Genomic DNA, 12938 nt, shown 5'->3' on the forward strand with positions numbered 1-12938 from the left:
AGTCTCGAAGTCGGATGGCCCCGTTCCGGAACAAACGCCGACGCACGCGTCGGCAAACCGGGCATTTTAGCTGTCTTGTTTCTAACCCCTGGATTACCCATGTATCGCCGACTGCCCCCCGCCATTTCACTGCACGATGCTGCGGCAGGCGCCCCCACCCTGGGGAGCCTGATGGCGCGCGCGCGGGACACGGCCGAGCGGCTGAAGGCCATCGAAGGGTTGATTCCGCCCGCCATGCGCGCGGCCATCCAGCCGGGGCCGGCCGAGGGCGACGTGTGGTGCCTGCTGGTCAAGGGCAGCGCCGCGGCCGCCAAGCTGCGCCAGCTGTCGCCGATGCTGGTCACGCGCCTGAAGAACCGGGGCTGGGACGTCGCGACGATCCGCATCAAGGTGCACACGGGGCGCTGAGCCCCGGGATGGCACACCGCCTCAGGCGGTCACGGCGCGGTCGGGCCAGCTCGGGTCGCCCGACGCGTCGGAGGTCAGCACCATCACGACATGCGCATCGGCCGCGATGGTCTCGGCCTCGCGCAGTTGCCGCACGGCCCCCAGGCCCGCCGCTGCCGCGAGTTCGGCGCTCACGCCGGCCGCAGTAAGCAGCCGCCGCGCCGCGCGGGCCTCGTCGTCGCCCACCACCACGGCACCGCCGCCGCTGGCCGTGGCGGCCTGCCATTGCAGATAAGTGACCGTCGCGCCCGCGCTCGACAGCTGCGCCGTGCGACCGGGATAGCTGCCGTTGAGCGCGCCGCCGCCGAGCACGCGCGACAGCCGCGGGAAAGGCTCGACCAGCCACATCCGCGGCAGCCGCGCGATGCGCCCCGCCGCCAGCAGCTCGCGAAAACCGGCGTAGATGCCCCAGGCCATGTCGCCGCGCCCGGTCGGCACCACGACGTGGTCGGGCAGGCCGCCGTCCTTCAGGCACTCTTCGGCGATGGCCTTGTAGCCCTCCACGCCCAAGGGCGCGCTGCCCAGTGCCGGCAGGCGGTAGTTGGAGAGCGCGAAATAGCCCGGGTACTGCGAGCGCTCGCGCACGAAGCCCCAGCGGCCGGTGTTGTCGGCGAACACATAGCGCCGCGCGCCCAGCGCGTCGAGCTGGCGGGCGTAGGTGGCGGGCATCGCCTCGTACGTGGCCACCTCGCAACCGAGCCCCGCGGCCCAGGCGTAGTGCGCCGCCGATACCGCCGTGTTGCCCGACGAGGCAAGCACCAGCGTGTGGGCGCCGGCGTCCAGCGCCTGCGCCACGCCCATCGCGGTCAGCCGGTCTTTCGGCGAGCCGGTCGGGTTGCGCGATTCGTCCTTGATGCTCAGGCGCGCGATGTCGAACTGCCGCGCGAGCTCGGGCATGTCGTGCAGCGGCGTGTTTCCTTCGCCGAGCGAAAAGCCCTGCACGTACGGCATCGGCACCACGTCCGGGCCGCCGGGCCGGTAGCTGGCGCGCAGCCCGACGTGAAAGCCCGCCTGCCGGCAGGCCGGGCAGCCGTCGTTGGCGAGCGTGACCGGATACAGCGCATCGCAGCGCAGGCACTGCAGCCCCTGCAGGCGCGGATTGCGCTGCGGCGTGAACGAGCGGCCGAGCACCCCGGCCGGCCGCCCCGGCAGGAAGGTCTGCGCGGGGCTCTCCGGCGGCGCGGTGAACTTGAAGTCCAGAACGGGCGATGGGGTCACGGATCGTTGACTCGTTAATAAATGTGACGGAATCTTATTCAAAATCAACGAAATCCACGATACGGGAGTTCATCCCATTGCAGCGGATTTCAGTTTTCCTTCACTTATTTCATTTCCAGGTGAATTCGTGGTTCAGCCCGATCACCACGCCGCGCACGCCCTGCGGCCCGGTGCGCGAGGTGCTGATGTCGACGCTGATCAGCGGCGTCAAGCTGAAACGGCCGCCCACGCGCGAGGTCCACAGGCCCCCGGCCCGGTGGCGCTCGGCGATCAGCGACACCGCGTCGTTCAGCGCCCACTCCACGGCCAGGCCGCCGCGCGGCGTGCGCACGCCGGTGCCCAGCGCCCAGTCGGCGCCCAGGTTGGCGTGGATCTGCAGGCTCCCGGTGGGCCGCCAGGTGAGCGGCACGACCAGTTGGCCACCCCAGCGACCGCCGCGCCGCAGATCGGCCACCGCGCCCATCGACACGGCGGCGCTGAAAGGCGCGTCGGCGGCCGTGCCGGCAAAGGTCCACTTGAGCTGCGGGCCGCCCGTGACCGAATGCACGCCCTGCGCCGAGAGCCGGTCGAAGTTCAGCCCCAACTCGACCGGCCCGACCCGGCAGGCCGGCCCGACATGGAACCCAGTCGTGACGGGCTCGGCGCCGCTGCGGCCCCACCAGGTTTCGTACTGGCACTGGCCGGGATCGAGCGTGCCGGCATCGTCGACATCGAAGTGGCCGGCGGCCTGCGCACCCAAGCCCGACAACGCCGCGAAGGCGGCAAGGAGCAGGCGTGCGGTGCGCGTGTTGTTGTTCTTCATCTCGTGCTTCCCTCGGAGAGCCCTGCCTCATTCTAGGAAGCCGGAAAGTCCGCGCCATGACGCGGCAACGCCATCCCCCACCCTTCAGAGTTCGAACTGCGGCTGCAGCTCGCGGATGCGCTTGATCGCCACGCCGGCTGCTGCCGTGCGCGTCTCCACGCCCAGCTTCACGTACACGCGCTCCAGGTGCTTCTTGGCGGTGGCGGGGCTGCTGCCGAGGATCTCGCCGATGTCCTTGTTGGTCTTGCCCTTGACCACCCAGTACAGCACCTCGGCCTCGCGTGCCGTGAGCTTCAGGCTCAGGCTCATGGCCTCGATCACGGCGGTGTCGGACACCTCGCGCATGACGATCATCCATTCGTCGCCGGCGTCGTCCTCGCCGGTCTGGCGGTGCAGCCGCAGGCTCAGGCTGCGCGCCCCCTGCGCGATGACCAGGGCCGGCGGCTCGATGCCGCGTGCGCGGGCGTCGGGCGCGTGCTGGCGCAGCCAGCCGAGCACGGCCGGCGGCGTCTCGGGCGCCTGCGTTTCGCAGTAGCGCGCCAGCAGGTCGCGCGCCAGCGCCGTCTGCCAGATCAGCCGCCCTTCGGGCAGCCGCACCGTGATGCTCGCGTAGCCGAAGGCGTCGAGCGCATTGCGCGCCTGCCCGGCCTGGTGCGCCTCCTGCCGCGCGCGGCGGGCGCCCTGCAGGTGCACGTTCATGCGCGCTAGCACTTCCTTGGGCTTGATCGGCTTGGTGACGTAGTCGACCCCGCCCGCCTCCAGCGCGGCCACGAGGTGCTCGGTTTCGGTCAGGCCCGTCATGAACACGATGGGGATGTGCGCGGTGGCCGCATCGGCCTTGAGCCGGCGCGCCACCTCGAAGCCGTCGATGCCCGGCATCATCGCGTCGAGCAGCACGATGTCGGGGCGCGCCTGCGCGGCGCGCTGCAGCGCCTGCTCGCCGTTCGTGGCGATGAGCACGGTGTAGCCCGATTCGTCGAGCGCGTCGTGCAACACGGCGAGGTTGTCGGGCACGTCGTCGACGATCAGCACCAGGTCGCCGTGGGCGCCCTGCTGCTCGCGCAGCGTGCGGGCGAGCGGTGAAGTGAGCATGGTCGGTGGAGACAGGAGAGTCATGCGGCGCCCTCGGCGGCTTCGGCCAGCGCGCGGCCCATGGCTTCGAACTGGAACTGGCGGGCCAGCGCGCGCTGGGCCTCGGTCCACGCGGCGCACTCGGGCTGCGCGGCGTCGATGTCGTCGAGCTGGTTCATGATGCCCCGGAAGTAGCCCAGGCCCACGGCCTCGTCGAGCGCACGCAGGCGCGCCAGCGACGGCGGCTGCATCGCGCGCGGCGCGGCCACGGCGGGCGCGGGCCGCGCGGCGGTGTCGGTCCACTGCAGGGCCAGCCGGCGCTCCAGCCAGTCGAGCAGTTCGGTGTGGCGCACGGGCTTGACGAAAAAATCTTCGGGCGCAATGCCCACGTCGTTGTCCAGGCCCTTGTCGAAGGCGTTGGCCGAGACGATGGCCACCGACGCGTCGGCCAGCCCCAGCTTGCGCGCGCGGCGGATGGTCTCCCAGCCGTCGATGCCGGGCATCGCGAGGTCGACGAACATGGCGTCGGGCCGGTAGCCCGCGGCGATGAGGTCCAGCGCGTCGTGCCCACTGGCCGCGCTGCGCAGCTCGAAGCCCAGCGGCGCGAGCACATGGCCCAGCAGCTCGCGGTCGGCCTCCTCGTTGTCGACCACCAGCAGGCGCCGGCGCGCGCCCTCGTAGCCGCGCCGCGCGCGCGGCACCGGCGCGATGCGCGCGACACCCGCCACCGCCTCGTGCACCCGCGGCAGGAACAGCCGCACGCAGAACAACGAGCCCTCGCCCGGCGTGCTGCGCACCTTCATCTCGCCGCCCATCAGGTCGGTCAGCATCTTCGCGATGGTCAGGCCCAGGCCCGCGCCCGGCGCCGACGACACCGCCGCGTGGCCGCGCGCAAAGGGCTCGAAGATGCGCTCGATGTCGGTGTCCGTCATGCCCGGCCCGGTGTCCTCGATCTCGATGGCGGCGAACTCGCGCGCGTAGGAAATGCGCAAGGTCACCTGCCCCGCCGCCGTGAACTTGATCGCGTTGCCCAGCAGGTTGATGAGGATCTGGCTCACGCGCTTCTCGTCGGCGCGCACCACGTCGGGCAGCGTGCCGGCCGCCTCGAAGCGAAAGCGCAGGCCCTTCTCGGCCGCCTGCAGCTCGAACATGTCGGCCAGCTCGCGCATCGCATCGGCAAAGCGCATCGGCCGCGCATCGAGCGTGAGCTTGCCGGCCTCGATGTGGGCGATGGCCAGCGTGCCCTCGATGAGCGACAGCAGGTGCTCGCCGCCGCGCTTGATGACGGCCACCGCCTGCTGGCGGTGCGGCGGCACCGAGTGGTCTTCGCCCATGAGTTGCGCGTAGCCCAGGATGCTGTTGAGCGGCGTGCGCAGCTCGTGGCTGATGGCGCTGATGTAGCGGCTCTTGGCCTGGTTCGCGAGGTCCGCCGCGCGCCGCGCCTGGTCGGCCGCGAGCTTGGCGTGCTCGGCGATCTCGCGGGCTTCCTCGGCGCTCTGCTTGGCGTCCTGCAGTGCGCGGTCGGTCTCGCGGTGCAGGGCAATCTCACGCACCAGCAGGTGGGTCTGGCGGTTCGATTCTTCCTGCGCCACCTTGCGGCTCTGGTGCGCCAGCACCAGCCACCACGCGACGATGCCCGCGATGACCAGCAGCGCCATGTAGGCCTTGAGAAAACCCGAGCGCAGCGACGCCTGCTGCACCGCGACCAGCGCCCCGCCCACGTCGACCTGCGCCGCCAGCGCGAGCGCGCCTTCGCTCAGCGCCCGCAGCTCCTGCTGGTAGAGCACGCCGAACACCACGGCCAGCAGCGGCACGATGACCAGCATCAGCAGCAGGAAGTGCCCGAGCCCCGTGTCCAGGTAGCGCCAGCTGCGGCGCGGCAGCAGCCAGCGCAGCACAGCGGACCACTGCGCCGACAGGCTCGCGTGCGGCTTGCACAGGTCGCCGCAGCGCGCGTCGAGCGTGCAGCACAGCGAGCAGATCGCGCCCTGGTAGGCCGGGCAGTGCGCCATGTCGGGGCCTTCGTATTCGCGTTCGCAGATCACGCAGTGCTGCACCTTCAGGCGCTGGTAGCTGCCGCCGTCGTCCGGCGAGGGCTCGACCCGCGCCCAGCGCACCTTGCGCCCGCCCGCGGCCGGCGCGAACAGCACCGAGCCGCCGGCGTCGGAGGTGCGCGCGAGGTAGTACTTGCCGCCCGTGGCCCACGCCAGCAGCGGCGACGCGACCAGCGCCGTGCCCAGCGCGATCAGCGCCGAAAACGCCTGCGCCAGTGGCCCGAACACACCGAGGTGCGCCGTGATCGACAGCACCGACGCCAGCGCCATCGCGCCCACGCCCACCGGGTTGATGTCCCACAGGTGCGCGCGCTTGAATTCGATGCCCGGCGGCGACAGCCCCAGCGGCTTGTTGACGACCAGGTCGGCCACCACGGCCATCATCCAGGCGATCGCGATGTTGGCGAACAGCCCGAGCACGTCGCCCAGCGCCTCGAACACGTTCATCTCCATCAGCATGAAGGCGATGAGCGCGTTGAACACCACCCACACCACGCGCCCCGGGTGGCTGTGCGCCACGCGCGAGAAGAAATTGCTCCAGGCCAGCGAGCCCGCGTAGGCGTTCGTCACGTTGATCTTCAGCTGCGAGACCACCACGAACAGCGCCGTCGCCGCCACCGCCCAGCCGTAGTTCGGAAACACGTACTCGTAGGCCGCCAGGTACATCTGGTTCGGATCGACCGCACGCTCGACCGGCACCATGTGCGTGATCGCCAGGTAGGCCAGCGCCGCGCCGCCCAGCATCTTGACCACGCCCAGCACCACCCAGCCCGGCCCCCCCGCCAGCACGCCGGCCCACCAGCGGCGCGCCGTGCCCGCGGTGCGCGCCGGCATGAAGCGCAGGTAGTCGGCCTGCTCGCCCATCTGCGTGATGAGCGCGATGCCGACCGTCAGTGCGGCACCGAACAGGTGCAGGTTGAATCCTTGCGCGCCCGACTTCGCCCCGCCGTAGTGCGTGATGCCCGCGAACGCACCAGGATCGCGCACGAGCACGAAGACAAAGGGCACCACCAGCATCAGCAGCCACAGCGGCTGCGTCCACAGCTGCAGCCGGCTGATCACCGACACCCCGTGCGTGACCAGCGGAATCACCACCAGCGCGCACACCAGGTAGCCCCACACCGGCGGAATGCCCAGCGCCAGCTCGAGCGCATAGGCCATCACGGCCGCCTCGAGCGCAAAGAAGATGAAGGTGAAGCTCGCGTAGATCAGCGAGGTGAGCGTGGAGCCGATGTAGCCGAAGCCCGCGCCGCGCGTGAGCAGGTCCATGTCGACGCCGTAGCGCGCCGCGTACACGCTGATCGGCAGCCCTGCCAGGAAGATGATGAGCCCCGTGACCAGGATCGCCCAGAAGGCGTTGGCGAAGCCGTACTGCACCAGCAGCGTGGCGCCGACCGCCTCCAGCACCAGGAACGAGGCCGCCCCGAAGGCCGTGTTGGCCACCCGCCATTCGGACCATTTGCGAAAGCGCTGCGGCGTGTAGCGCAGCGCGTAGTCCTCCAGCGTTTCGCTCGCGACCCAGCTGTTGTAGTCGCGCCGCACCTTGACGATGCGCTGGGGGGCGTCGTCAGTCAGGAGAGGTGGGTCGGCGGAATTCACACCGTTTCGGTGCAGCTTCCGTGCCACCGGGTACGGCATTTGGCGAACAGGGCACGACTGTTGCAAAGAGACAGCCTTGCCCATAATCACCGACCGCCACCCGACCCCACCCCCGCCATGGAACTGACCCCGCGCGAAAAAGACAAGCTGCTGATCTTCACGGCGGCGCTGCTGGCCGAGCGCCGCAAGGCGCGGGGGCTCAAGCTCAACTACCCCGAAGCCGTCGCGCTGATCACCGCCGCCGTGATGGAAGGCGCCCGCGACGGCAAGAGCGTCGCCGAGCTGATGAGCGAGGGCCGCAGCGTGCTCACCCGCGCCGACGTGATGGACGGCATCGCCGAGATGATTCCCGACATCCAGGTCGAGGCCAGTTTTCCCGACGGCACCAAGCTCGTGACCGTCCACCAGCCGATCGTCTGAACCTCCGCCACAGGAAGAAAGAAAGACCTTTTCATGCGCTTCGCCAAGACCCTCTCCCTGCTTTCCGCCCTCCTGCTGCCGCTGGCCGCCGGCGCCCACACCGGCGTCGACGGCGGCGTGCACCACGGCTTCACCGCCGGCTTCATGCACCCGCTGACCGGCGCCGATCACCTCGCGGCGATGGTCGCTGTCGGCCTGTGGAGCGCGCTGGTCGCGCGCCGCGCCTGGCCCGACCTGCTGTGGGCGCCGCTGGCCTTCGCGGGCATGCTGCTCGCGGGCGCGCTGGCCGGCCTGGCCGGCGTGCAGCTGCCGGCGGTGGAACCGATGATCGCCGCCTCGCTGCTGGTGCTGGGCCTGCTGGTCGCCACGCGCGTGCACCTGCCGGCCGGCGTCGCCATGGCCGTCGTGGGCCTGTTCGCCGTCTTCCACGGCGTGGCGCACGGCCACGAACTCGCGGGCGAGCACGGCGCGGCCCTCACACTGGCCGGCATGGTCAGCGCCACGCTGCTGCTGCACACGGCCGGCATCGCGTTGGGCTGGGCGCTGCGCCACGCCAACGCGTGGCTGCCACGCGTGGCCGGCGCCGCCGTCGTCGCCCTCGGCGCCACGCTGCTGGCCCAGGCGATCTGAGGCGGCCATGACGCCCGGCGAACTCTTCACCGACGACGGCGAGCACACGCTCAACCCCGGCCGCCGCGCCCTCACGCTGGTGGTGCGCAACACGGCCGACCGGCCGATCCAGGTCGGCTCGCACTACCACTTCGCCGAGACCAACGGCGCCCTCGACTTCGACCGTGCCGCCGCGCGCGGCATGCGGCTGAACATCGCCTCGGGCGCCGCGGTGCGCTTCGAGCCGGGCCAGCAGCGCACGGTCGAACTGGTCGACTTCTCGGGCGATCGCATCGTCTACGGCTTTCGCGGCCTGGTTCAAGGAAAGCTCTAAAACATGGCCACCATCGGGCGACGCGCCTACGCAGAAATCTTCGGCCCCACCGTGGGCGACCGGGTCCGCCTTGCGGACACCGACCTGCTGATCGAAGTCGAAGCCGACTACACGCTGCGCGCCGGCGGCTACGGCGAAGAAGTGAAGTTCGGCGGCGGCAAGACGATCCGCGACGGCATGGCGCAGTCGCAGCGCACGCGCGCCCAAGGCGCCGTCGACACGGTGATGACCAACGCGTTGATCCTCGACCACTGGGGCATCGTGAAAGCCGACATCGGCCTGAAGGACGGCCGCATCGCCGCCATCGGCAAGGCCGGCAACCCCGACGTGCAACCGGGCGTGGACATCGTCATCGGCCCGGGCACCGAGATCATCAGCTGCGAGGGCACCATCGTCACCGCGGGCGGCATCGACAGCCACATCCACTTCATCTGCCCGCAGCAGATCGAGGAGGCGCTGGCCTCGGGCGTGACGACCATGCTCGGCGGCGGCACCGGCCCGGCCACCGGCACCTTCGCGACCACCGCGACGCCGGGCCCGTGGCACATCGAGCGCATGCTGCAGGCGGCCGATGCGTTCCCGATGAACCTGGGCTTTCTCGGCAAGGGCAACGCCAGCCTGCCCGACGCGCTGCACGAGCAGATCGAGGCCGGCGTCATGGGCCTGAAGCTGCACGAAGACTGGGGCACCACGCCGTCGGCCATCAGCAACTGCCTGGACGTGGCCGACGCCACCGACACGCAGGTGGCGATCCACAGCGACACGCTGAACGAATCGGGCTTCGTCGAGAACACGATTGCCGCCGTGGGCGGGCGCGCCATCTGCGCCTTCCACACCGAGGGCGCGGGCGGCGGCCATGCACCCGACATCCTGCGCGTGGTGGGCGAGTCGAACTTCCTGCCCTCGTCGACCAACCCGACGATGCCCTACACCGTGAACACGCTCGACGAGCACGTCGACATGCTCATGGTGTGCCACCACCTGGACGCGGGCATCGCCGAGGACCTGGCCTTTGCCGAGTCGCGCATCCGCAAGGAAACCATCGCCGCCGAGGACGTGCTGCACGACCTGGGTGCGATCAGCATGTTCAGCTCCGACAGCCAGGCCATGGGCCGCGTCGGCGAGGTGGTCATCCGCACCTGGCAGACCGCGCACAAGATGAAGCAGCAGCGCGGCACGCTGCCCGAGGACAGCGAGCGCAACGACAACTTCCGCGCGCGGCGCTACGTGGCCAAGTACACGATCAACCCGGCCCTCGCGCACGGCATCGCGCACGAGGTGGGCTCCATCGAAGTCGGCAAGTGGGCCGACCTCGTGGTCTGGAAGCCGGCCTTCTTCGGCGTGAAGCCTTTCACCATCATCAAGGGCGGCACCATCGCGATGGCCGCGATGGGCGACCCCAGCGCGTCGATTCCCACGCCGCAGCCGGTGCACTTCCGGCCGATGTTCGGCGCCTACGGCGGCTCGCTCGCGAAGAGCTCGCTGACCTTCGTCTCGCAGGCCGGGCTGGCCGCGGGCATCAAGGAGCGCTACGGCCTGAGCAAGCACCTGAGCGCAGTGAAGAACATCCGCAACGTGCGCAAGCAGGACCTGATCCACAACGGCTACACGCCGAAGATGGAGATCGACGCGCAGACCTATGCCGTGCGCGCCGACGGCCAGCTGCTGACCTGCGAGCCGGCCAAGGTGCTGCCGATGGCGCAGCGTTACTTCCTGTTCTGAAGGAGGCCGCGACGCGGCCGTCTGACGGGTTCGCAATCAAGGTGAGCGCAAGGCGCGAAGCCGCAGACAGTGCTGACGCACGGCAAGGCGACGCAACGCGGCGATCGCCTTGATTGCGAAGCCGTCTCAGACCGCCGGGTGCCGGCGGTGCCAGTCGGTCGCGCGCTGGAACGCCCAGCCCGCGCGCACCAGCAGGTCTTCGCCGAAGTGCGGCGCCACGAACTGGAAGGCCACCGGCACGCCCGCCTCGGTGGCGCCGCCCGGCAAGGTGAGCGTGGGGCTGCCCGTGAGGTCGAAGGGGCAGGTGTAGCGCAGCATGCCCGCCAGCAGCTCCGGGTCCACGCCGAGCTGGCCGGCACGCTCGAGCGTCGGCGCCGCGAAGGGAATGGCAGGGATCAGCAGCAGGTCGACCTGTTCGAAGAACGTGCGCACGCGGCCGGTGAAATCGGCGCGGCGCAGCAGCAGCTTCTGGTAGTCGGTGGCGCTTTGCGACAGGCCCAGGTCGATCAGCCCCGAGAGGCCCGGGCCGTACTCCGCACGCCGCGCCGGGTATGTCGCCTCGTGCGCCACGGCGGTCTCGACCGCGCACAGCGGCGACCAGTCGAGCACCGCCTGCGCCGTGTCGGGAAACACCACCTCGCGCACCGAGGCGCCCAGCGATTCGACCGTGCGGATCGCAGCCGCCAGCGTGGCGCGCGTGGGGGCGTCCACGCGGTCCAGCGTCCACGCAGGGTCGATGCCCACGCGCAGGCCGGCCAGGCCGCGCGTCATCGTCGCCAGGTAATCGGGCACCGGCAGCGTGCTGGCCGTCGGGTCGCGCGGGTCGGCGCCGGCGATGGCCGCCAGCATCGCGCCCGCGTCGGCCGCGCTGCGCGTCATCGGGCCGATGTGGTCGAGCGAAGCGGCCAGCTCGAAGGCGCCGTGGCGGCTCACCCGCCCCCACGTGGGCTTCAGGCCCGTGATGCCGTTGGCCGCCGACGGAAAGCGGATCGATCCGCCCGTGTCGGTGCCCAGCGCGCCGAAGCACAGCCCCGCCGCCGTGGCCACGCCCGAGCCGCTGGACGACACGCCGGGCCACAGCGTGGCGTCCCACGGGTTGACCGGCGACGCGATCTGCGGATGGTGGTCGGCAAAGGCGCCTTCGGTCTGCTGCAGCTTGCCCAGGATCACCGCGCCGGCTTCGCGCAGGCGGTGCACCACGGTCGCGTCTTCCGTCGGGCGGAACGCTTGGTGGATCGTCATGCCGTGCGCGCTCGGCACGCCCTCGGTCCACAGCAAATCTTTCACGGCCAGCGGCACGCCGTGCAGCGGTCCGCGCGCGCGGCCGGCGGCGATCTCGGTGTCGGCGCGGCGCGCCTCGTCGAGCGCCTGCGCGTCCATGCGCGTCGCATAGCTGCGCAAGCGGCCGTCGACGGCCTCGATGCGCGCGAGCATGGCGCGCGTGACTTCTTCCGACGAGCGCTCGCGCGACTGGATCTGCCGGCCGACCTCCAGCAGTTCGAGATGATGCAATTCCTTGTCCGCCATGACTGACTCCCGCGTGTGTAGGGTTGAGAAAGAAGGTCCGAATCCAAGTGGCGAAGCTGCCACCCCGGGCGAACCTTATCGGCGCGCGGCGGCCCGCGCTGGTCTCTTTCGGACATGCACTTGTGCTGGGGCGGACACCCCGCGCGCGGCGCTCAGCGCGGCTTCAGCAGCGTGTGAGGCGCGCAGCCGTAGGCCTTGCGGAAGACCCGGCTGAAATGCGACAGGTCGGAAAACCCGTGCTGGAACGCGACGTCGGTCACGCTGTGCGCGCGCCCGCCCACCAGCGCCTCGCGGCTGGCCGCCAGGCGCGCCTGCCAGACCGCGCCCATCGCCGTGGCGCCCTGGCGCGCGAACGCCCGCGCCACGGTGCGCGCCGAGACATGGTGCGCCTGCGCCAACGCCTCGAGCGACAGCGCCGGGTCGTCCAAATGGCGCTCGATGTAGGCCGTCATGCGCGCATGCAGACCGCGCTCGGCGCCGGCGTCGCCAGCCATGTCCTGCTGCAACTCGAGCGTCACGGCCAGCAGGTCGATGAGCGCGCCGCCGAAGCGTTCGGCGGCGGCGGAATGCGGCTGCGCAAACGCCGGGTTCGCCGTCTCCCGCAGCATCGCGTGCAGCGGCGCCGCGCCGGGGCGGTCCGCGGCGATGGTGCGGGCGGTGAAGTCCTCGGCCTTCGCGAAGCGCCGCAGCAGCAGCCGGCGCGGCATGCGCGCCAGGTAGACCGAGCGCGCGTCCAGCGTGCATTCGAACGGCCGGCCGGCGTCGTAGAGCAGCATGTCGCCGCTGCGCAGCCGCCCCTGCCGCCCGCCTTGCACCAAGGTGCCCTCGCCCTCCTGCACGAACGCCAGCCACAGGTCGTCCAGTGGGTGCCGGCGCAGGTGGGGCGCGTCGCGCGACCAGTGATGCATCGGCGCCGACATGCGGTTGACGCTGACCGCGCCCACCTCGCGCACGTCGAGCCGCCCTTCGAACGGCTCGGCCGTCATCGCACGGCTGGCCGCGGGAATGCAGTGGCGGCACACGACGTCGTGCCAGTAGTCGAAACGCAGCGGGGTCGCCACGTCGGTCGTCAGGTAGGCCAGGCTGTTCATGACGCGGATGCTGGGGCGGATGGGGCGCGCAGGCAAGCCCTGCG

11 protein-coding genes are annotated in these 12938 nt (G+C 70.9%); 5 read left to right on the forward strand and 6 right to left on the reverse strand.

Annotated features, from left to right (window positions below):
- The first annotated feature begins 99 nt into the window (after window positions 1–99).
- Window positions 100–408 (forward strand): DciA family protein, encoded by a 309-nt coding sequence (locus tag AC1RAA_RS14200; protein ID WP_062474543.1) that lies wholly within the window; start codon window positions 100–102, stop codon window positions 406–408.
- A 21-nt stretch (window positions 409–429) separates the two neighbouring features.
- Here the strand turns inward: AC1RAA_RS14200 and AC1RAA_RS14205 are convergent, their stop codons facing one another.
- The 4 genes from AC1RAA_RS14205 to AC1RAA_RS14220 all read right to left on the reverse strand — a co-directional run bounded on the left by AC1RAA_RS14205 (window position 430) and on the right by AC1RAA_RS14220 (window position 7230).
- Entirely contained in the window at window positions 430–1665 is a 1236-nt protein-coding gene (locus AC1RAA_RS14205) for a pyridoxal-phosphate dependent enzyme (protein ID WP_492728623.1), read from the reverse strand.
- Window positions 1666–1774: 109 nt separating this feature from the next.
- Entirely contained in the window at window positions 1775–2467 is a 693-nt protein-coding gene (locus tag AC1RAA_RS14210; protein WP_492728621.1) for a PA4824 family protein, read from the reverse strand.
- Window positions 2468–2551: 84 nt separating this feature from the next.
- Window positions 2552–3559 (reverse strand): response regulator, encoded by a 1008-nt coding sequence (locus tag AC1RAA_RS14215; protein WP_492729820.1) that lies wholly within the window; start codon window positions 3557–3559, stop codon window positions 2552–2554.
- A gap of 20 nt (window positions 3560–3579) precedes the next feature.
- On the reverse strand, window positions 3580–7230 hold the full coding sequence (locus AC1RAA_RS14220; protein ID WP_492728619.1) for a hybrid sensor histidine kinase/response regulator: 3651 nt from the start codon (window positions 7228–7230) through the stop codon (window positions 3580–3582).
- Window positions 7231–7308: 78 nt separating this feature from the next.
- Between AC1RAA_RS14220 and AC1RAA_RS14225 the strand changes: the two genes are divergently transcribed.
- The 4 genes from AC1RAA_RS14225 to ureC are packed head-to-tail and all read left to right on the forward strand — an operon-like array spanning window position 7309 to window position 10276.
- On the forward strand, window positions 7309–7611 hold the full coding sequence (locus AC1RAA_RS14225; protein WP_062474548.1) for an urease subunit gamma: 303 nt from the start codon (window positions 7309–7311) through the stop codon (window positions 7609–7611).
- Between the two features lie 33 nt (window positions 7612–7644).
- Entirely contained in the window at window positions 7645–8241 is a 597-nt protein-coding gene (locus AC1RAA_RS14230; protein ID WP_492728617.1) for a HupE/UreJ family protein, read from the forward strand.
- A gap of 7 nt (window positions 8242–8248) precedes the next feature.
- A complete protein-coding gene (locus AC1RAA_RS14235) occupies window positions 8249–8554 on the forward strand; it encodes an urease subunit beta (protein WP_099792392.1) in 306 nt (101 codons plus the stop codon).
- 3 nt (window positions 8555–8557) lie between these two features.
- Window positions 8558–10276 carry an urease subunit alpha gene (ureC, locus tag AC1RAA_RS14240; protein ID WP_095949383.1) on the forward strand — a complete coding sequence of 573 codons (1719 nt, stop codon included), beginning with the start codon at window positions 8558–8560 and terminating at the stop codon, window positions 10274–10276.
- Between the two features lie 126 nt (window positions 10277–10402).
- On the opposite strand, the gene AC1RAA_RS14245 is transcribed toward ureC, so the two are convergent.
- Together AC1RAA_RS14245 and AC1RAA_RS14250 are read right to left on the reverse strand one after the other, a co-directional pair.
- On the reverse strand, window positions 10403–11803 hold the full coding sequence (locus AC1RAA_RS14245) for an amidase (RefSeq protein ID WP_070063626.1): 1401 nt from the start codon (window positions 11801–11803) through the stop codon (window positions 10403–10405).
- Between the two features lie 152 nt (window positions 11804–11955).
- A complete protein-coding gene (locus AC1RAA_RS14250; protein ID WP_492728615.1) occupies window positions 11956–12894 on the reverse strand; it encodes an AraC-like ligand-binding domain-containing protein in 939 nt (312 codons plus the stop codon).
- Window positions 12895–12938: the final 44 nt, after the last annotated feature.

The sequence above is a fragment of the Variovorax sp. GW823-FHT04F07 genome (assembly GCF_058795995.1).